Below are 19,398 nucleotides of genomic sequence, written 5' to 3' on the forward strand. Positions count from 1 at the left end.
GAATTATGACGTTGCAGCTTCGGTGGCTTCAATTTCATCGAATAGACTACGAACCCGCTGTTCGATTTCATCGCGGATGTCGCGCACCCGATCAGGATCCTGTCCGTCAGGGTCCTCCAGCGCCCAATCACGGATATCGACGTCGTCACCGACTTCGCCGACGTCGAGTGTCGAGCAGCCCATCGTGGCAACGTAGTCGCAGGAGCGCAGTTCGTCCAGCGTGATCTCTCGTGGCGTCCGCTCGGAGAGATCGAACCCCGCCTCTTCCATCACGTTGACGACTTCGTCGTGCACGTGGTCGGCCGGATGCGTCCCTCCGGTGAGGATTTCGACGCGGTCTTCAAGTCCACGTCGCTCCCGTTCACGCTCCGCAAATGCCGTGGACATTTGGGAGCGGCCAGCATTCTGGACGCACATAAAGGCGATTCGAATCGGATCGGTGTCGCTGTGTTCAGTCATTGTATCTGGTGTGTGTGGTTTCTTCGTTCCGCTTCGGTCGGCAGGTCGGCAATTAGTTCGATAACGCGCTGTTCGATCTCTGTACTGATCGCCCATACAGACTCCGTATCAGCATCCGCCGGATCGATGAACCCCCAGTCACGAACGACCACTCCCACTGGAAGGTCATCGACCGACAACGAACACCCCATCAAGGCGACGACATCACACCCCTTGAGGGTCTCGCGGGAGATCTGTGTCGGTGTCCGCGTCGACAGGTCATAGCCTTTCTCCCGCATTACGTCGATTACGGCCGGATAGATCTCCTCTGCTGGGTCCGTCCCACCGCTGAGGATCTCGATATCCGTTCGGTCCTGGATCTGAACTTGGGTTTCAGCGATGGCGGCCGCGATCTGACTTCGACCCGCGTTTTCCACGCAGACGAACGCGAGGCGAAGGGGATCAACGGAGTTTGTCTGGGGAATCATTGGATTGTTTGGGGCTCAATCATCCTCAGGAGTGGGTTCTGAACCAGTTGGGGTGAGCTGTCCGGTCGTGGCGCCACGCCAGTCGAACTTTCGCTGGAAGTACAGCGCGACGTTGACCAGCGCGAGCAGGACGGGAACTTCGATGAGTGGGCCGACGACGGTGGCGAACGCGACGCCGGAGCCAACACCGAACACCGCCACGGCGACGGCGATGGCGAGCTCGAAGTTGTTCGACGCCGCCGTGAAGCCGATCGCCGTCGTCGTCGAGTAGTCTGCGCCGATGCCCCGCCCCATCCCGAAGCTCACCAGGAACATCACGACGAAGTAGATCGTCAGCGGCACCGCAATCAACAGGACGTCGCCCGGCGAGGCGACGATGGCGCCGCCCTGCGTGGCGAACATCACGATGACGGTGAACAGCAACGCAACGAGCGTCAGCGGATCGATCTTCGGGATGAACTCATCATCGTACCAGGCTTCGCTCTTGACGCGAGTTCCGACATACCGGGTCAGGAAGCCGCCCGCGAACGGAATCCCCAGGAAGATGACGATCGCCTCAAACACCTGCATCGGCGAGATGTCGAAGGTCGTGATCCCGGCCACGAGTGACTCCATGCCGAGCAGCGGCGGGAGGAACAGTGCGAAGAACCAGACGTACACCCCGTAGGTGACGATCTGGAAGAGGCTGTTGAACGCGACGAGGCCGGTGACGTACTCGGTCGATCCTTCTGCGAGTTCGTTCCAGACCAGGACCATCGCGATACACCGGGCCATCCCGATGAACACGAGCCCGAGGAAGTACTCGGGGCGTGCCGGCAGACCGGGAACGAGGCCGCTGAAGAAGAATACGGCGAGCCCGAACATGAGCGTCGGACCGATCAGCCAGTTCTGGATGAGACTCAATCCGAGTACCCGCCAGTTGCTGAAGACGGTCCGAAGTTGCGAGTAATCGGCCTTCGCCAGTGGCGGGTACATCATCAGGATAAGCCCGATCTCGACGAGGTGGAAGTCCTGAATCGGTTGGGTTACTGATGGGGCGACGAATCCCAGCCCGACGCCGATCGCCATCGCACCAAAGATCCAGACAGTGAGGTACTTGTCGAGGAAGTCCATCGACCGTGGGTCGCCACAGCTCTCACAGTCGCAGTCGGGCCCGTGGTCGTGTTCGACGTTACTCATCTGCCACGCTTCCCTCAAGAACGGTAACAAGCGCAACAGCTCGATTGGTAGCCCGATACTTCTTCCAGCGCCCGTCCTTCCAACCCTCGACAAGGTCTGCGTCGACGAGTGCCGAGAGGGCATGGCTGAGACCGCTCTCGGTCACGTCAACGACGGCGTTCAGCTCGCAGACGCAGAGTTCCTCTTGGGCTGCAACGAGGACGCGCACGAGCGTATAGCGCGTCTCGTTGGACAGCGCCGACAAGACGTCGAGTTCGGCCTCCGCCTGTGCCGTCCCGAGTCCGGCTTCGAGCGTGGAGAGTTCGTCGAGCCGGCGCTCGACGTCCTCGCTGCGGCACTCTCCGAGTTCGTCGTCGAGATACCGCTGTAATCGTTCGGTCGCTTGTGCCATCAGCAATCACTTGACCACTCCCTCAATTAACTATTGCGGAATATTCCTACCAGAAGAGTAGCTCACATACTCTATTGGGTCGTTAATGGGAGTCTTTAGTGGGGCGAGGACTCGTGGGTGAGCGAACCAAAGTGTTTATGCCGATGTCTGAATAGAGTTTCAATTGAATCGTTGGTAAACTAGATGCGGTGGTTTGTGACCACGACTCTACCGGCAGTCGGAACGGTAACCGAGGAAACCACATATGATAGAACTCACACTGTACGAAGAGGCGATGTGCTGCTCCACGGGCGTCTGTGGCCCCGATCCCGACGACGAACTCGTCGAGGTCAGTGCCGCACTTGATCAACTCGAAGAGGAATTCGATCTCGAGGTGTCGAGGGCGAATATGCAACACGACATCGACCGATTCCTCGAGACCGAGGCGATCGCCGACCTCGTCGACGAACACGGCCCCTCGATCCTCCCAATTACGGTCCTTGACGACGAGGTACTCGCCAAATCGGCGTACCTCTCCTACGACGAGCTCGCGGGCAAGATCCGCGAGCAACAGAACACGCCCCAGGAGGCTTAACCGATGAGTACGGACGCTACGCCACGAGAGCTCGTCGAACCGGGCAGTGACGACACAGAATTCGTCTTCTTCAGCGGGAAAGGCGGCGTCGGCAAGAGCACCGTCAGTTGTGCGACTGCGACGTGGCTCGCCGATAACGACTACGAGACGCTGCTCGTGACGACTGACCCTGCACCGAACCTCTCGGACATCTTCAGCCAGCAGATCGGCCACGAGGTGACTGAAATCGAAGGCATCGAGAACCTCTCTGCCATCGAAATCGACCCGGACACGGCGGCCGAGGAGTACCGCCAGGAGACCATCGAACCGATGCGCCAGCTGCTCGACGACGAGGAGATCGAGACTGTCGAAGAGCAACTCAACAGTCCTTGCGTCGACGAGATCGCAGCCTTCGACTATTTCGTCGACTTCATGGACAGCCCCGAATACGACGTGGTGGTCTTCGACACCGCGCCGACCGGCCACACCATCCGGCTTATGGAGCTGCCCTCCGACTGGAACGCTGAACTCGAGAAGGGCGGCTCGACCTGTATCGGCCCCGCAGCCTCGATGGAGGACAGGAAAGACCAGTACGAGCGAGCCATCGACACGCTCCAGGACACTGAGCGGACGACCTTCGGGTTCGTCGGCAAGCCCGAAGACTCCTCGCTCGACGAGATCGAACGCAGTGCCGCCGACCTCGGCGACCTCGGTATCGAGTCCCAGCTGCTCGTCGTCAACGGCTACCTCCCCGAGTCGGTCTGTGAGGACCCCTTCTTCGAGGGAAAACGCGAGGACGAACAGGCGGCCATCAAGCGAGCGGAAACCGAGTTCGACGCCGACGCGATGGCGACCTACCCCCTTCAACCCGGCGAAATCGCCGGGCTTGAACTGCTGTCGGACGTCGCCGGCGTCATCTACGACGACGAGAACGCTACCGTCGATGTCGGCACCGCTACCGACGTCGAGACCGACCAGTCAGTCGACGTTGACACGCTGGCCGACTCCGAATCGGTCGCCGACCGAGTGACGCCAGGTGACGACACGCGATACCTGTTCTTCACCGGGAAGGGCGGCGTCGGCAAGAGCACCATCGCCGCTGCCTCGGCGACGAAACTCGCCGAAGCGGGCTACGAGACGCTCGTCGTGACCACGGACCCGGCAGCCCACCTCGAAGACATCTTCGGTGAACCGGTCGGCCACGAGCCGACGTCGGTGAGCCAAGCAAACCTCAACGCAGCCCGCATCGACCAGGAGAAAGCCCTCGAAGAGTACCGCACGCAGGTCCTCAATCACGTCACCGAGATGTACGAGGACAAGGAGGACACTCAGATCGATGTCGACGCCGCGATCGCAAATGTTGAGGAGGAACTGGAGTCACCCTGTGCCGAGGAGATGGCCGCTTTAGAGAAGTTCGTGAGCTACTTCGACGAGGACGGCTACGACGTGGTGGTCTTCGACACGGCGCCGACCGGGCACACACTCCGCTTGCTGGAACTGCCTTCTGACTGGAAGGGGTTCATGGACTTGGGCTCGCTGACGAAGGGTGCCGCCCCAGCGAAGGGCGACCAGTACGACGAGGTCATCGAGACGATGCAGGACTCCGAACGGAGTTCGTTCGCGTTCGTCATGTATCCGGAGTACACGCCGATGATGGAGGCCTACCGCGCGGCCGAGGACCTCGAAGACCAGGTCGGTATCGAGACGGCGTTCGTCGTCGCGAACTATCTGCTCCCCGAGGAGTACGGCGACAACGCGTTCTTCGCGAACCGGCGGGCACAGCAGGAGAACTACCTCGATGAGATCAAGGACCGCTTCGAGACGCCAATGATGCTCGCACCACTGCGTCGGGACGAGCCAGTCGGACTCGAGGAACTGAGCGCGTTCGGCGACGAGATCACCGGCTTGTCAGCTCTCCCGAAGAAGGAACCGGAGGTGACGCTTTCGTGAGTAAAGTCCAATCGGACGAGGAGTCGGTCGAAGCGTCCTTCCAGTCGTTCGTCGAGACGCTTACCGACTCCGAGACCTACCAGGAGTTCACGGCAGCCACCCGAGCCCTTGAGAACGACTCGGAAGCGACGGCACTCCTCGAGGAGTACCGGGAGAAACAACAACGGATGCAACGCGATGGATACGACCAGTCGCTGCTGAGCGAGCTACGAGAGCTCAAATCGGAGATGGCGGACAACGAGACCATCCAGCGACACACGGACGCACAGGAGGCGCTCGTCGAACTGCTCCAGGAGACGAACGACGCGATCAGTAAGCAGATCGGCCGGGAGTTCGCCCAGTCAACTGGAGGTGGGTGCTGTTGAGCGCGACCGACGAGGAAGTACTGGCCGCTGCCGAAGCGTTCGGCGAGGAACTGGCAGAGAGTCAGCCTGACGGAGCGTCAGCCGAGTTCGAGACGATGCTCAAAGAGTACAACGACGTGATTAGCGAAGCGACCGGCCTGAACTACGGGAGCGTCTGTAGTACCGACGACTGCTGCTGACTATTCCTATGTAGAGGCCGGTACTCGTCCGGCGCTTGTATGCGGATATATATTCTTCGTGAGAGAATATTCGACGGGTGGTTTCAGCGCTGAAAGGTACTTCGTACCGAGGTACTGGAAGCTTATGGCGACCATCAACGTAGTGGTTCCTGTGATACTCCAATGACGAACGTCGAAGTCGAATACTGTGACCCGTGTGGCTTCATCGACCGCGCAACCGAAACGCAGACGCAGATTCTAGAGTCGTGTGGCGAAACAGTGGACGGTGTCGAACTGGTCCCCGGCGAGGACGGCATCTTCGAAGTTCGAGTCGACGATGTTGTCGTCTTCGACGTCGACGAAATCGAGTACGACCTCACGACGATTATGGAAGGTGTGTGTGGACAACTCTCTGAATGTGATTGTGACCCCAGCGAACTCGTCGACGAGGACACTGACTCTACTGATTGCAGTCCGGGGTGTTGCTGAGTCAGCTCTATACAGATGAGCAAGACTCGTGTCGACGATTTCGACCAGGCTGTGTGCCGGGGAACACATCCGGACGTCGATACAGCGTGCCCACATCTCGCGGCCGGCCAGGACGAAACGGGCCGTGCAGTTGTTGACACACTCGCTCGGCTGGAGACGAGAGTACTCGAAGCAGCGACTGGGAGAGAACAGTTCAAGTGTGATCACTGTGGCTGTCCGCTCGCGAATTTAGAGGGGATGAATCTCGTCCCCGACGGCTGTCCCCGAATACACCTCCACGATAAGTGAGCGCAACAGTTAACAGCGGCCATCCGATTGACGATACTTTCGAGTATCTGTACGCCCTCTAGAGAGTATGACGATGACCGACGTGTCTGGTTGGCAACAATCGTGGCACCAACTGCGGGAGGTCCTCGGCTCGAAGTGGGCGTTCCACGTCCTCCGACTGCTCTCGGATCGAAAATACGGATTCAACGAGATGCAGCGCTCCATTGACGGCGTGACGGCAACGATGCTCTCGCGCCGGCTGAAAGAGCTACAGTGTCACGGCTTCGTCGACAAACATGTCGAGGCGACGACGCCGCCTTCGACGACGTACGAACTGACCGAGGACGGCCGGGAGTTCGTCACGGTTCTAGAACAGATGGAGGGGCTAGTTGATCTCGTGGAGTGCTCTGATGGAAGCGAGTGTGCGTCGACGGCCGACTCGTCGAAGTGCGTGACAGTCCAGTAGTCGGTCCGACCGTTTCCGTCCAGTGTTGACTCGCTCTCCTGCCTTGCCAGCATCGGCCACTCCCGATATCCAGCCAGTTATCTGACCACACCGAACGTACGACGAATGCGCAGGGCGTCCGATGCGAGTTCGACGGGACGCTCTGACAGTCACTACTCTTGATCACGCGGTCTCTCGAAGATGCAATCTAGATCCGCTTGTGAGCGTAATATCGCGGTCTTCACGGTTTTAACTGCAATCCCAACATCGAGTACGTCGGTGACATTACCGGTCACCAGGAGTGGCACGAGCTGTAAGCAGCACAAGAGGCCGATGTTTATCGGCGGCTACGGTAAAAACCGGTAGATCGGACTTTTTCCTTCGTTGATGGGAGACCTCCGGAAGTGAGTGACCGAATTGAGTTTGAATCGCACACTCGGCCGGCCAACATCGAAACGCGTACTCCGGTCTCATGGAATCACCTCGGCGTCGTCGATGACGTGAATTGCGCGTTTCTTCAGCGAAACGCATACCCGGCCCCGATCGGCGAGGCTGAGTCGCTCGTAGACCGGCGTCGGCAGACGTATCTCGACGGGGTCGTCGACGGCGTCGAGGTTGAGCGCGACTACGTAGTCGTCACCCTGATACACCCGTCGCGTAATCGTCCCGGCGAGGACGTTATCCCGCTCATCGACCGGGCGGTCCTCGCGGAGAATCATCACGTACTCTGGCCGGATACAGAAGTAGACGCGCTCACCTGCGACGTCGTACGCGGGAGCCTCGACGACCGCGTCGTCCCAGCCGAGATACAGCGTATTCTCGTCGCGTTCGAGCACGTCCGCCTCAAAGAGGTTGACACTGCCGGTGAACTCCGCAACAAACGTCGATGCCGGCCGCTTGAATATCTCCTCGGCGGTTCCAACCTGCCTGACGGTCCCGTCGCGCATGACTGCGATACGGTCGCCCATCGTCGTCGCCTGGCGCTGGTCGTGGGTGACGTAGACGACGGGAATGTCCAGCTCCGACAGCACGTCCCGCAACTCGAACCGGAGCCGACGCTTGATGGGGGCGTCGAGGTTCGCCAGCGGCTCGTCCAGCAGGAGGGCGTCCGGTTCGGACGCCAGTGCCCGCGCGAGCGAGACCCGCTGGCGCTCACCGCCGGACAGTGTCGAGACGTCCCGGTCAAGGAGATCGGCCACCTCGAGCGTCGTCGCGAGGTCGTCTGCGCGAGCGTCGTCGCCCGCGGCGTAGGCGACGTTCTCGCGGACGTTCATGTGGGGAAAGAGTGCACCGTCTTGGAAGACGTAGACGGCGTTGCGCCGCTCGGGCGGCAGTCCAGTGAGGTCGGTGTCGTTGAGTTCGACGCTGCCACCATCGGCCGACTGGATGCCCGCGACCACAGACAGCAGCGTCGTCTTGCCACAGCCCGACGGCCTAACACCGACAGAATTTCGTCCTGGACGGCGAGGCTCACGGGGCCGAGCTCGAACGCGCCGTATCTCCGTCTGACGTCAGTGAGTTCCAGCATCAGCGCCTCCAGGGGTTGCTTCCGAACGCGTTGATGACCAGCAGTGCTCCCAGAGCAACGCCGACGAGCATGACTGCGACAGGGAACGCCGCGTCCAACCCATCGCTCAGGAACGACCGCCATATCTGGACCGGCAGCGTCCGCGGATAGTATGCCATCATCAACGTCGCGCCGAACTCGCCTATCGCCCGCGCGAACGTCAGCGTGATGTAGATGGATTTCAATATTCGCTCCCATCCAGCCGACTCGGTTTGTGAGCGAGGTCTCTCAGTACTTAGGATATGAGAACCCACGCAGCCCCGAACGCAAGCAGAGACACGGTCAGATTGCCGAGCGCATTCAAGAATGCAGCTCTCTGTTCGCCCTGATCCCAGAGGCTAACGGTCTGAAAGCTAAACGACGAGAATGTCGTGAAGGCCCCACAGAACCCGACGCTCACCAAGAGGAGGATGTCGGAATCACTCACCCTGAAAATGACTGAACCGAGGATGAAGCTCCCGAGTGCGTTTACGACGAGGGTTGCCCACGGGAACGAAGTGGTGTCGATCAGCTGCCCGACCACATAACGCAGAACTGCACCGACTGCCCCGCCAATACTGATGAGGAGGACCTCCATTAGTCATCACCCGGCGTCGGTGGCTGAATTGGGGTAGTAGATGTCTTGGCCACGATTTTTCGACTGGCGAGTACTCCGCCAAACCCGGATGTGTAACTGGCGATAATATATGGGACTGCAAGTTCCGGTTCGGTCAACGCAATATCGGCTACGAACGTGCTGTAGGTGGTAAATGAAGCAAAGAAGCCCGTTCCGAAGACATAACGCAACCGTTTCGTGAGGAACTCATCTGCTCGAGCATCGAAGAGGAGTAACCCGAGTCCGAAGCTCCCGATGGTGTTGACGAGGAGTGTGACCAGGAGTGCGTCGCCCGCTGCTGCCCCGACAGCGTACCGAAGATTCGCACCGACGATTCCACCAAGCGCAATCAATACGATCGCTTCCCCGTGCCGAATGAGTTGTCTCCGTAGCATCTGATGAGCCGGAAGTAGGAGTCATCAGCCGTATCGGCGGTTGGGGAAGGCGGACTCCATCGCCCGTGTTTCACTTCTGTCTCCGGTGAACGGACAATTGAGCTACCCAGCGCTTAAGGGATGGGATTCAGCGTGAACTCCCGCTCTGGCCACTAGTAGTGGCAGGAGAATAGCCTCCGTTCGCGTTCAACATCCCACTGTTCAAGCGCACGCCCAAGGGTGCGCCTCCATCGCCCCCAGTTTGGTTGCGACGGAGATACCGTAACCCGATATTTTTCGCGGCGTTGTAGTCCGCGTGGTTCGCGTACCCACACTTCAGACACTCAAACGCCTCTCCATCACGGTTGTCTAGATTCGTGAACCCACAATGCGAACACCGCCGACTCGTGTTCTCAGGGTCAATCTGCTCGACCGCGATACCGTATTCTTCGGCCTTGTACTCCACGTAGTCGTACAGGTGGTCGAACGCCCATTTGTGCCCCCACGACGCACCAGTCCGTTCACGGATGTCGGTCAACTCCTCGAACGCGATCACCGAACAGTCGTTCTCACGGGCTTCCGCAACGAGGTCGTTGCTGATGCGGTGCAGCATCAATTTGAACCGTCCTTCTTCTTTCTTCCCGACGGACTGGATGTTCTTGTGCGCTCAGCGCGTGCCGCACTGCTGGAGCGAGCCACGGCGTTTCTCGTACTCACGCCGCCAGTGGTTGAACTCGTCGGCCGTCCAGAACGTGCCTGTACTGGTGACCGCAAGGTTGTTCACGCCGAGGTCCACCCCGAGAACCGTTCCGGTCTCGGTGGTCGACTGTTCTGACGTGTCGGACTCCACGTCCGTCTTGCAGTGGACGTGAAGCACCCAATTGCCGTCTCGGTAGTGCAGCTCTGCACCCGTTACTTCATAGTGGTCTGAAAACAGGTACTCCGAGTGCGGCGTATCGCTGTCTTCGTCGGGGAGCACGTAGTCGGCTTCAATACGACCGTCGGTCGTGGCGAGGCTCACGTAATCGTCGTGGAACGTCGCGGTGCGCTTGTCGTAGACGACGTGCGGGCTGGTGAATCGAGGTTTCGACGCCTTCTTGCCGTGCTTCCAGCCGGCGACGATGCTTTTGCAGGCTTCGGCGGCCTTGTTCCGAGCGGCTTGCACGAGGCCACCATTGAAGCCGTCCGTGGCCTCTCGTACGTCGTCGTAGGTTTCGTCGTCCAGCGTTGTTTTGCTTGTGGTGACGTACTCGCCTTGGAATGCGTGGTCAACAACGTACTGTGCCGACCAGAGGAAGGTGTCTACGGTGTCTTCAAGGAGTGCGGCGTCGTTGTTGTCCACGTTAAGTGCAACGGGGACAGTGCGCCGCACTTCCATATTTTATATGTATGAATGGTGATTCTTAAACGTGGGGGCGTCGCCCCGTCATAGTAGCATGGTTTAGTTCCCAGTTGTCGTCTTCATGTTACGTCTAAATCCATGTGTTTTAGTCTCGTACTTTCTATAAATTCACCGTCTCCAGAATGTTGAATTCCCGCTGAAAACCAGGTGTCGGTGTAACTCACCGTTGGAGGAATCAGTAGAGGGCGTCTGATTCAACTGTTTTTCGTGCCCCCGGAGGGTGCGAGGGCTCCATCGAGAGCCCTCGTCCAGAGGTGCCTTCCCGTGAGTCAACAACAGAGTGCTGACAACGTCTCAATCGACGACATTCCAGTCGATATCGCGAACACGCAATCAGGTGACGTCGATCCTACCGACGTTCCTGACGAAATCGAGTCGATCACCCGTGGGCTTGCCGGTGAGCACCCGCCGACGAACCCACTCGTCGTGCTGAAAGCGGCTCGGTGGTGGTACATTCACGGCAAGGGCGGAACGGATCCTGCCTTCCAATGGGCCATCGAGTGGACGCGTCATCTTGCGACCAACACGCCCAGCGACGTCGAGCGGTTCGACCAGTTCCTTGAGTACCTCGTCACGGTCGGCTTCGCTGACGAACGCCACGAACTCCGGTGACTCAAGCCTGTGTTTTGAATTTAAGTTTCGAGCGGTCCTCAATCACTCTCCCCGACATCCAAATCGAGGAACTGGTCGGGCGAATCTGGGACTAACCATGTTGGGACAACGCGTGTGAGGACAACCATTCCCGTCAGTTCGACAAGCGTCTGGGTGACCACAACCGCTGGTGCGAGCGCGTAGCCCGACGGGAGTGCGAGCGCAAGCGGGAGAATAACCAGTGAGTTTCGCGTTACGGAGGTGAACACGAGCGCTCGACTCTCTCCGGCATTCATCCCCAGTACTCCGGCTACTAGCCGTCCGACCAGTGGCATAATGACGAGGAACGCCACGTAGACGGGGACAACCGACGCGATCTGTCCGATCGAATCCTGCACGCGCGGCAGCTGGGAGGCGATGACGACGAACAGTGTCGCCCCCATCATCGGCACCGGCAACCAGCCCATCGCCGATTGCCACGACTGTCCCCTCGGAGAGCGCTCCGCCCAGTATTCGGTCGCCCACGCGAGCGTCAGCGGCAGCGCGATGATGACGACGAACGCCTCGATGAACGGCCCAGCCTCGATAAACTTGGCCACCTGTTGACCCATGAACAGCCAGAGATACAGCGGGAGCAACAGCAGCTGGATGAGCATCAGAGCCGGCGTCGCGGCTGTGATCTGCTCGGCATCACCGTCCGCGAGTTCGGTGAACGTGATGACGTAGTCGATATACGGCGTCAACAACACCATAAACACGCCCACGAGAATGACTGGCTCCTGCGGGAGAAACCGTGTAAGCCCGAACACGACGATAGGGACGACGATGAAGTTCATCCCAAGCGCCGCAGCCATGAACCGGCCATTCCTGAACGCTCGACGAATCCTGACAAACGGGATCTCGAGGAACGTCACGTACAACAGCACCGCGAGCACGGGATTGATGAGCGGTTCCAGAACCGAGCTCGCGCTCGGGAGGCCAAGGCCGACAGCAATTGCGAGGATGACCCCAACGGCGTAGATACCGACTTGATTGTGCTGGATCCACTGTTTCGAGAGCGCGGTCATAGATTTGCTGAGAGACGACCACTGCCGACATCCATCAACCCAGGCCCTCTCATTTTGTAGAGATAGTGGTAGCAGGCGTAAGTCCCCACCGGTGACTAACCAGTAGCAGCAGTACTGCAAGTATCCCCATTGCAGAGTGACTGAAATCGTCAATTTCGGTATAGAGATTGTTTTATACGCCCCTGAGGGGTGCGGCGCGTTCTGAACTGCTGCAGTCGCCGTGAACTCGATTCGGTGAACACAATGGCTACGACTAGTGACTCGTCGGTCTCCTTCGACCAGACCGACACACGATCCGACGAGATGAACAGCACTATCGAACAGTGGATCGACGACCTCGTCGCCGGCGTCGACGACGCGCAGGCCAGCGAAGAGCTCCAGGAGTGGCTCGACGTTCAGAGTCGGTTCCACGACTACTCCTACCGGAACACGCTCCTCATCAAGCGGCAGTGTCCCGAGGCATCTCGCGTGGCGGGCTACCGGACGTGGCAGGAGGAGTTCGACCGTCACGTCACGGAAGGCGAGTCAGCCATCTGGATCTGGGCGCCGATCATCACGAAGCAGTGTCCGGAGTGCGAGAACTCGCCGAGCTACCACGAGGACAGTGACTGTGAGTACGACGAGACGCCGCCCGAGGAGTGGTCGAAAGGCCTCGTCGGATTCAAACCGACCGCCGTCTTCGATATCTCCCAGACCGAGGGTGAGCCGCTTCCCGAGTTAGAGACGGAGGCAACTGGCGACGCTGAGGACCTCGTACCTGCGCTCACAGACGCGGCGGATGACCTCGGTGTGACGGTGCGCATCGTCGACGGTGCCGAGTGGGAGCATGGCGATGCTAAGGGTGTCTGTACGCAGCGGAGTGTCCACGATCTCATGCCGGTCGTCAAGGCGAAAGCTCGCCCGAACAAGGCCGACCTCGCGGTCACGCTGATTCACGAATGCGCGCACGCGCTCCTCCATTTCGACGTCGACGACGGGGCCGAACGATCCAAACGCGAGGTCGAAGCGGAGGCCGTCGCGTACATCGTCGGCCGGTATTTCGGACTGGATACGAGCGGGTCGGCGTTCTATCTCGCCGCGTGGCACGACGACGATCCCGAGGTGATCCAGGATCGTCTCGGCCGGATTAGTTCGACCGCGCAGAAGATCATCGGGGCGATCGACGAGGGCTAAACACCCCTTCCCCAGGCTGTTAACCAACGTCTTGATTACTATTCACACTCTGTTGGTTAATTCGTTTAGCATTCGATCCTGTGTGTTTCGATCGGTCCCAAGACATAGCCCACCGACAGTCGATATTAGGATTCAGAACCGATTCGGCGCTGCTGGTCACGGAGGAACTCGACGACAGCATCGATATCCTGGTCGGGAACCGTTTGCTGTTCGAAGACCCCTTTGAATGCGTCCGCGAAATCCTCCGACGTGAGTCGGTCGAGGACAGTCTCGATGCGACCAGCGAGCTTCTTGGATTTGCCGCGATGCAGGTGGGTCGCGATCCGGTCGAAATCCGCGCCAGCAGCAAGCACCACCAGATCTCGGGAGTCTGCCTTGCGGCCACTGTGGAGTTTCACTGCAAACAACAATTCCCGTTCCGGGATCCTGGCTGTTATCGGGCGGCCGGTTCGCAGTTCCTCGATGACAGAGTGCTGGGCTAGATAGCGATACGACCACTCGGCCTCCGTCTGGCGGCAACCAAGCACGTCGACCATCGCGTCGAACCGAACCGAATTCCCGATGTCTTTCGTAAACCGGATAGTACGGCCCTCGTAGAGCTCGTTTCGCTCGACATCGGCCGTTTTCTCGTAGCCGCGGTCGGTGAGAAGGTCGGTGTAGTCGTCGACCGCTTGTGCCGGGATGACGACGTCGACGTCCGTCGTGAAGCGCTGATTGAACGCCGCGATCGCCCACCCACCGACGAGCACGTACGGCAGGTCAGCGTCAATGACTGCCTCCAGAGTGTCCAGCAATTCGTCTTCGCGTTCACCGAGACTCATGCATTGAGACGCGGATCCTCGTGGGACGCGTCGATATCGCGGTCGTACTCGTCGGCGATCATCTCCAACGCCGGCTCGTAGTTCACCCGGTACTCCATCATATGGTCGATCGTCTCGTCCAACGAAATGACCGGATTGCCATCGACCCACTCGGGAGTGATCTCCCCACTCGTCGGGAACAACACGTACGAGACGGTCGCGTCGTAGTCGCTCGCATCCGGCCGCTCTTCAATCCGGCTCGGAATCCCGAACTCATCAAAGAACGCCGTCCACTGTTCGACGTCCTGATCGGCGACCTGGATGAAGATCGGATAGTCGTCGTGGCCGCGGGCGATCTGATAGCCGCCGTGGGTCCAGACGTAGACGCCGTCGATTTTCGTGTACGCAAAGGGCATCCCGGCGAAGTGCGGAATGACGTAGCCGTCGTCGATCGAGGGGGGAACAGCGCGAGAGATGGCCGCGACGAGATCGTAGTAGCGATCCCTGACAGCGTAATTCTCGATGTAAACGCCGTCCTCACGCCGGATGAAGCCTGCGTCCTCCAACCGCTCGATCCAGTCGTAGACCCACGAGTAGGAGCCGTCGATCTTCTGGGCGATTCGCCGGATCGAGTCACCCGGCCGGGCCGCGACCATGATCTTCGCCGCGGTCTCGTCGACGTACTCCATCATCGCTAGTTATTGGTATCGCATCTAACGGTATTAGTCTTGTCCCCCGTATTCCCTATAAAATTATCTCTATACAGATATACCATTCTTGGCTCCGGTAATCCGATCCGGCTCAGAATTTGAGCGGAGATGAATTAACCAACAGAGGATACGATGGATCGCTATTCGTTGGTTAAGTTTTTCAGCGCCCGCCGAAGGGCGGAGGCGCACTCCTGTCTCCACCGACCTATGACCGACCGATATCTAACGACCGTTCTCGACGAGGCAGAGCGAGTCGCAGAGCACCATGAGCAGGTCGCCCAATCTTCGGACCATCCGGAACACGAGTATCTCAGGTACGCCGTCCTTCGGCTGCTCGAAGGAGAGGCTGACGACACATCGGTGGAAGTACCGCAGGTTGACGGCGTGACTGTCGGCTACGGAGAGGACGACGCGATGTGCAACAGTTGGGACGACGACGTCGAGTGGTGGGAGACGGTTCCGCCGCAGGAGGAGTGTACTCGGTTCCGGGTGTTCTACCCCGACGAGTACGACGCTGTTCCGCGAGTCATCGTCGACGTGATGGCAGCACTCGGGGCGTGGCGTGTCTGGACTGGGAGCGCTGCCGCCTGTGGCTCCTACGACCATCGCGAGCGGCGGGAAGTCCACTATCTGTGGCCGGAGGGCCATCCAGTTGAGGCCCTGCTTGCGGATCGTCTCCAGGATCCCAAGGCTGCGGTTGCTCCAGACGGCGGCCGCACCGGCGACGTACGCGATCGGATGGTCGTCACGGAGCACTCAACCCAGCACGACGACCTCGAGCCGCGAACCAGACGTGCCGTCGACGAATCGATGGCCGTCTCGCTGCTCGAAAAGGGTGGCCGCTATGAGGTCCGATCGGCGTCCGGAAACTGGTATGAAGTCGACGTGATCAGCGAGTCGTGTACGTGTCCAGACTGGCGGAAGCGTACGCCCGAGGGCGGCTGTAAACACCTCCGGCGAGTCGATCAGGAGATCAAGCAGGGGCAGGTCCCACGACCTGATGGGCGCCTCCCCTCGAACTCGTAGATTCGTTCAGAGTTCGAGGATGCTCGAAGGGCTGTAACATCAGACGAAACTCCTTGATGGAGAGTTTCGAGTATTGATACAGCTGCTTGAGAACCGGTGAGAGCCGTTGGTAGCGGCTTAACCAACAAAACTATGCAGTTTGCGCCTTTGTTGGTTAACACAGATCGGCCCATGTCCTACGAGCCACCGACGCCCCCAGCGGACCTCCCCACCGACGTCATCGACACACCCAACGACTATTCACCCGAGCTGCTCCGAGACGTTGCCCACTATGCCGAGGACCTCGCCGAGCATCGCGAGCGCCAGGCCCGCCTTGCCGAAGCGGAGGAGGAAGACGAGATCGACGAGCGACCCGATGACCTCCCCGATGATGTCCCGACGAAGGCGACGATCACGATCAAGGAGATCAACGATAACCGCTACTACTACTGGCAGTGGCGGGAAGGAGATCGCGTCAAATCAAAGTACAAATCCCCAGTGAATCCGGACGAGTAGACGGACTAGTACCTCAGTCGGATGGCCAGTTGTTCGGGGAGACACCCCGTCTGCGAAGTGAAAGACGCAGGGTACGGGAGAAGTCCCGAGTTGATGAGTGAGGATCCGGTCACTGTCGACGAACTCGTCGAGAAAGCCGACGAGTATCTGCACGAAGCCTCACCCACACCGGAAGAATACGAAGCGCTGAAACAGAGTGTTGCGGAGCTCACGCCGATCTTCTCAGCTGAGAATTCGTACTTTGTCCTCGGCAGCTACGGGAAACCCGAAATCCGTCCTCTCCAGCTCGTAAAAGATCGCCTCAACCGACAGCCCGGTGCGTACGCGTTCCTGATGATCGACATTCGAAGCGAGTGGACGAATACCTACCTCAAGTTCCGGCTGCTCGCCGATCATACAGACGTCATCCTGGGCGTCACCGAACACGCCCAGGGCTGCTTCCTCGTCGAGCAGGGCTACTTCACAGCCCTTGAGGAGTACTTCGCGAAGACGCACGTGTTCAAACACGACGTACAATACGATAGATGTGGACGCGATCGACACAAACGTAGCCGTCGAGAGTCCCTACAGTGGAATGCAGACCGCGATCTTCGAGATGCTCAACGATGCTAGGCGTCTCTGCCGGTGGACGACTGAGGACGACCTCGTCGAGTGTACCGAGGCTCTCGTGAGTGATCAGGAATACCCGTAGACAGAGACGAATCGGTTACTCCCACCCCCGACGTTTCTGTCGTTTCTCCACGAAATCCTGTTCACCGATGGCCCAGACAACGAATGAACTCGAACAGGAAGACATCCCCCGTTTTCGAGTAGTAAGTGCGGGGTGAATCCGTGCAAGATTGGGTCTTCGAACCACGAACCCTTACGCGATAAGTAGCCCACTGAAGAGCGATTGCAAATGCTCGTAAATGAAATTTCGTTTAAATGCTGTCAGACACTCCACTATTGCCAGTAAAATCGGAGGACAAGACGCTATTTGATGAAATTGGCAACGGTGGTCCTGATAGTAACTAGTCGGATTGATTAGAACAAGGAAGTTACTGGCAACACCGGAGAGGGTACTGGAGAAACTGGCACTGACGGTTGCGCGGTTACTGGCAAAAGTGGAGAGGGTATTGGCAGTACTGGTGTTGGCGGTTGAGAAGTCACTCCAGAACCCGATGCCGCTTGGCAGTTTCACGAATGTCGTTGAGCTCACCTAGTTCGCTCTCGAGTGCGTCGAGGGCCGACGACAGAGAGACATCAAGCTCGTATTCGTTGTAGTTCCCGCGTCCACTCGACGAGTCGACCAACCGTAAGATCCCGTGGAGGCTCAAATCCGACAGGTGGTCGTGTACTCGCCTGCGTTTCAGTGGTTCACTGCCGTGATTACGAAGAACCTCTCGATAGCGCTCATAGATCAGTTTCGTCCGTTCGGGTGTTTCTCCCTCTGCCGCTAGCTGACAGACAGTCAGCAATACATATTGCCCCTGCCGGGTCAACGAATGCATCCCTTCGACAACCTGTTGTCGTTGGATCTGATGCTCGGCCTCCCGAACGTGGTCTTCGGTGATTTTCGCCTCTCCACCCGCCATCGCGTCGTTCTCGGCGATATCAGCTGCTTTCCGGAGTAACCGTAATGCCTGCCGAGCAGATCCCGAGTCCTGTGCAGAGAATGCTGCGCACAATGGGATTACATCTGATTCGAGGACATCGTCGTAGAGCGCGATATCGGCTCGGTGCTTGAGAATATTCTGCAGTTCAGTCGCGTCGTACGGAGGGAACAAGATTTCCTCCTCGCAGAGCGTATCCTTGACCTTCGGAGAGAGGTTTTCGCGGAATTTGAAATCATTCGAGATGCCGACTACACCTAATTTCACATCGAGATCCAGCTGTGAGCGTGCTCGCGGGAGTTCGTACAAGATATCGTCATCCGATCCGATATTATCGATCTCGTCCAAGACCACGAGAATCGTCCCACCGACCGACTCGAGGTCATTGTAGAGTTCGTTGAAGATACGCTTTTGCTGATATCCGGTTTCACTCATGGGTTCGCGTGGAGACGAGACAGTAGTGAGAGGATGGGATGGAGAGCGAATCTCGTTCACGAGATTGACCGCTACCTGATAGGATGTGGTGCAACCAGTACAGTTGAGTTCGATAACGTTGAGATCGACGTCATCATATTCTTCGGCAGATTCCTGCAGCTCCTCAAGAAGATCGTGCGTCGCAGCTGTCTTCCCAACGCCGGTAACGCCATAAAGAAAGACGTTGTTCGGTTGCCAGCCCTGAATGACGGGACGGAGAGCGGCCGCATATTCGTCGAGTTCTTCATCCCGCTCCTCGAGCGTCTCTGGCTGATAATCATCTCGGAGGACGTCTTTGTCCTGGATGATGAACGATTCTCGATTGAATCGGCCCATAGGCGGACCCAAGACGAAGAACCATCATAAAACCAGGGGTTCCAGTATCACCACTAACCTACCACTCGAACCAGTTATGCCAGTATCGCATCTACTTATAAAACACACACACTCCACTATTGCCAGTAAACCTTCGCAACAACTGGAGGGGGTCGTTGACCCCCTCTCTAGTCAGCGATACTTTTATTATAATAGGCGTAAAACCAAAACCGTACTAGCGGAAACGCAAATAGCTGTAGTGGGTGGAGTAATAGTAACTAGACTAGAGACGTGACAGCTTCTGCCCTCCCGTCTCGTTACTGGCAATAGTGGAGTGAGAGAGGTACTTAAGCAACGGTATTATTGGCAATACTGGCAACTCTGGTCGCCCTCTCCCTGCTTCCATCGTTGCCTGCCCGATATTCCAGCTGAAATATACCCTTCCCGACACCAACCGATCGATGACCGTGGACCTCTTTCCACATGTTTCGCTC

At 58.4% G+C, this 19,398-nt stretch carries 21 protein-coding genes, 3 pseudogenes and 1 riboswitch; of the genes and pseudogenes, 11 read left to right on the forward strand and 13 right to left on the reverse strand.

Annotated elements, in window-relative coordinates; translation table 11 throughout:
* Positions 1–3: 3 nt before the first annotated feature.
* The 4 genes from P0Y33_RS17920 to P0Y33_RS17935 are packed head-to-tail and all read right to left on the reverse strand — an operon-like array spanning position 4 to position 2,496.
* On the reverse strand, positions 4–459 hold the full coding sequence (locus P0Y33_RS17920; RefSeq protein ID WP_248653061.1) for a low molecular weight phosphatase family protein: 456 nt from the start codon (positions 457–459) through the stop codon (positions 4–6).
* On the reverse strand, positions 456–926 hold the full coding sequence (locus P0Y33_RS17925; protein WP_254270709.1) for an arsenate-mycothiol transferase ArsC: 471 nt from the start codon (positions 924–926) through the stop codon (positions 456–458). Before P0Y33_RS17925 ends, P0Y33_RS17920 begins: the two co-directional genes overlap by 4 nt.
* A gap of 15 nt (positions 927–941) precedes the next feature.
* On the reverse strand, positions 942–2,105 hold the full coding sequence (arsB, locus tag P0Y33_RS17930; RefSeq protein ID WP_254270708.1) for an ACR3 family arsenite efflux transporter: 1,164 nt from the start codon (positions 2,103–2,105) through the stop codon (positions 942–944).
* Positions 2,098–2,496, reverse strand: a complete 399-nt coding sequence (locus tag P0Y33_RS17935; protein ID WP_248653058.1) for an ArsR/SmtB family transcription factor — start codon at positions 2,494–2,496, stop codon at positions 2,098–2,100. Before P0Y33_RS17935 ends, arsB begins: the two co-directional genes overlap by 8 nt.
* Positions 2,497–2,740: 244 nt before the next feature.
* Here P0Y33_RS17935 and arsD point away from each other — a divergent pair, with 244 nt between their 5' ends.
* The 6 genes from arsD (at position 2,741) to P0Y33_RS17965 (ending at position 6,744) form a co-directional block, all read left to right on the forward strand.
* Positions 2,741–3,070, forward strand: a complete 330-nt coding sequence (gene arsD, locus P0Y33_RS17940; protein WP_279530187.1) for an arsenite efflux transporter metallochaperone ArsD — start codon at positions 2,741–2,743, stop codon at positions 3,068–3,070.
* A 3-nt stretch (positions 3,071–3,073) separates the two neighbouring features.
* Positions 3,074–4,999 carry an arsenical pump-driving ATPase gene (gene arsA, locus P0Y33_RS17945; protein ID WP_279530188.1) on the forward strand — a complete coding sequence of 642 codons (1,926 nt, stop codon included), beginning with the start codon at positions 3,074–3,076 and terminating at the stop codon, positions 4,997–4,999.
* On the forward strand, positions 4,996–5,364 hold the full coding sequence (hcsL, locus tag P0Y33_RS17950) for a halo-CC-star protein HcsL (protein WP_279530189.1): 369 nt from the start codon (positions 4,996–4,998) through the stop codon (positions 5,362–5,364). The genes arsA and hcsL overlap by 4 nt, the downstream gene beginning before the upstream one ends.
* Positions 5,355–5,543, forward strand: coding sequence for a halo-CC-star protein HcsS (gene hcsS / locus P0Y33_RS17955; RefSeq protein WP_279530190.1), 189 nt, complete (start codon positions 5,355–5,357; stop codon positions 5,541–5,543). Before hcsL ends, hcsS begins: the two co-directional genes overlap by 10 nt.
* A gap of 162 nt (positions 5,544–5,705) precedes the next feature.
* Positions 5,706–6,011: an Rdx family protein gene (locus P0Y33_RS17960; protein ID WP_279530191.1), complete on the forward strand. Its 306-nt coding sequence runs from the start codon at positions 5,706–5,708 to the stop codon at positions 6,009–6,011.
* A gap of 355 nt (positions 6,012–6,366) precedes the next feature.
* On the forward strand, positions 6,367–6,744 hold the full coding sequence (locus tag P0Y33_RS17965; RefSeq protein ID WP_279530192.1) for a winged helix-turn-helix transcriptional regulator: 378 nt from the start codon (positions 6,367–6,369) through the stop codon (positions 6,742–6,744).
* Positions 6,745–7,193: 449 nt separating this feature from the next.
* On the opposite strand, the gene P0Y33_RS17970 is transcribed toward P0Y33_RS17965, so the two are convergent.
* The 5 genes and pseudogenes from P0Y33_RS17970 to P0Y33_RS17990 form a co-directional block, all read right to left on the reverse strand.
* Positions 7,194–8,123 (reverse strand): ABC transporter ATP-binding protein, encoded by a 930-nt coding sequence (locus tag P0Y33_RS17970; RefSeq protein WP_279530193.1) that lies wholly within the window; start codon positions 8,121–8,123, stop codon positions 7,194–7,196.
* 127 nt (positions 8,124–8,250) lie between these two features.
* Positions 8,251–8,460, reverse strand: a pseudogene (locus tag P0Y33_RS17975) (sulfate ABC transporter permease); the annotation flags it as partial.
* A 65-nt stretch (positions 8,461–8,525) separates the two neighbouring features.
* Positions 8,526–8,867: a fluoride efflux transporter CrcB gene (gene crcB, locus P0Y33_RS17980; RefSeq protein ID WP_279530194.1), complete on the reverse strand. Its 342-nt coding sequence runs from the start codon at positions 8,865–8,867 to the stop codon at positions 8,526–8,528.
* A complete protein-coding gene (locus P0Y33_RS17985) occupies positions 8,867–9,238 on the reverse strand; it encodes a fluoride efflux transporter FluC (protein WP_279530195.1) in 372 nt (123 codons plus the stop codon). The genes crcB and P0Y33_RS17985 overlap by 1 nt, the downstream gene beginning before the upstream one ends.
* 50 nt (positions 9,239–9,288) lie before the next feature.
* Positions 9,289–9,353, reverse strand: a riboswitch (Fluoride riboswitch).
* Between the two features lie 29 nt (positions 9,354–9,382).
* Positions 9,383–10,637 (reverse strand): annotated as a pseudogene (locus P0Y33_RS17990) (RNA-guided endonuclease InsQ/TnpB family protein).
* 288 nt (positions 10,638–10,925) lie between these two features.
* Here P0Y33_RS17990 and P0Y33_RS17995 point away from each other — a divergent pair.
* Positions 10,926–11,273, forward strand: a complete 348-nt coding sequence (locus P0Y33_RS17995) for a hypothetical protein (RefSeq protein WP_279530196.1) — start codon at positions 10,926–10,928, stop codon at positions 11,271–11,273.
* Between the two features lie 38 nt (positions 11,274–11,311).
* Here P0Y33_RS17995 and P0Y33_RS18000 read toward each other — a convergent pair whose 3' ends face one another.
* The gene (locus tag P0Y33_RS18000) at positions 11,312–12,319 is read right to left on the reverse strand and encodes an arsenic resistance protein (protein WP_279530197.1); all 1,008 of its coding nucleotides are present in this window, start codon (positions 12,317–12,319) and stop codon (positions 11,312–11,314) included.
* Positions 12,320–12,562: 243 nt separating this feature from the next.
* Here P0Y33_RS18000 and P0Y33_RS18005 point away from each other — a divergent pair, with 243 nt between their 5' ends.
* Complete coding sequence (locus P0Y33_RS18005) at positions 12,563–13,492, forward strand: ArdC-like ssDNA-binding domain-containing protein (protein WP_279530198.1); 930 nt, start codon at positions 12,563–12,565, stop codon at positions 13,490–13,492.
* A gap of 125 nt (positions 13,493–13,617) precedes the next feature.
* Here P0Y33_RS18005 and P0Y33_RS18010 read toward each other — a convergent pair whose 3' ends face one another.
* Both P0Y33_RS18010 and P0Y33_RS18015 read right to left on the reverse strand, forming a co-directional pair.
* Positions 13,618–14,313 carry a nucleotidyltransferase domain-containing protein gene (locus P0Y33_RS18010; RefSeq protein ID WP_279530199.1) on the reverse strand — a complete coding sequence of 232 codons (696 nt, stop codon included), beginning with the start codon at positions 14,311–14,313 and terminating at the stop codon, positions 13,618–13,620.
* Positions 14,310–14,981 (reverse strand): helix-turn-helix domain-containing protein, encoded by a 672-nt coding sequence (locus tag P0Y33_RS18015; protein WP_279530200.1) that lies wholly within the window; start codon positions 14,979–14,981, stop codon positions 14,310–14,312. The genes P0Y33_RS18010 and P0Y33_RS18015 overlap by 4 nt, the downstream gene beginning before the upstream one ends.
* A 228-nt stretch (positions 14,982–15,209) precedes the next feature.
* Between P0Y33_RS18015 and P0Y33_RS18020 the strand changes: the two genes are divergently transcribed.
* The 3 genes and pseudogenes from P0Y33_RS18020 (at position 15,210) to P0Y33_RS18030 (ending at position 17,214) form a co-directional block, all read left to right on the forward strand.
* Entirely contained in the window at positions 15,210–16,028 is an 819-nt protein-coding gene (locus tag P0Y33_RS18020) for a hypothetical protein (RefSeq protein ID WP_279530201.1), read from the forward strand.
* Between the two features lie 171 nt (positions 16,029–16,199).
* A complete protein-coding gene (locus P0Y33_RS18025) occupies positions 16,200–16,523 on the forward strand; it encodes a hypothetical protein (RefSeq protein WP_279530202.1) in 324 nt (107 codons plus the stop codon).
* 93 nt (positions 16,524–16,616) lie between these two features.
* Positions 16,617–17,214 (forward strand): annotated as a pseudogene (locus P0Y33_RS18030) (hypothetical protein).
* Between the two features lie 454 nt (positions 17,215–17,668).
* On the opposite strand, the gene P0Y33_RS18035 reads toward P0Y33_RS18030, so the two are convergent.
* On the reverse strand, positions 17,669–18,925 hold the full coding sequence (locus tag P0Y33_RS18035; protein WP_279530203.1) for an orc1/cdc6 family replication initiation protein: 1,257 nt from the start codon (positions 18,923–18,925) through the stop codon (positions 17,669–17,671).
* Positions 18,926–19,398: the final 473 nt, after the last annotated feature.

This window comes from Halospeciosus flavus (genome assembly GCF_029814175.1).
GTDB lineage: Archaea > Halobacteriota > Halobacteria > Halobacteriales > Halobacteriaceae > Halospeciosus > Halospeciosus flavus.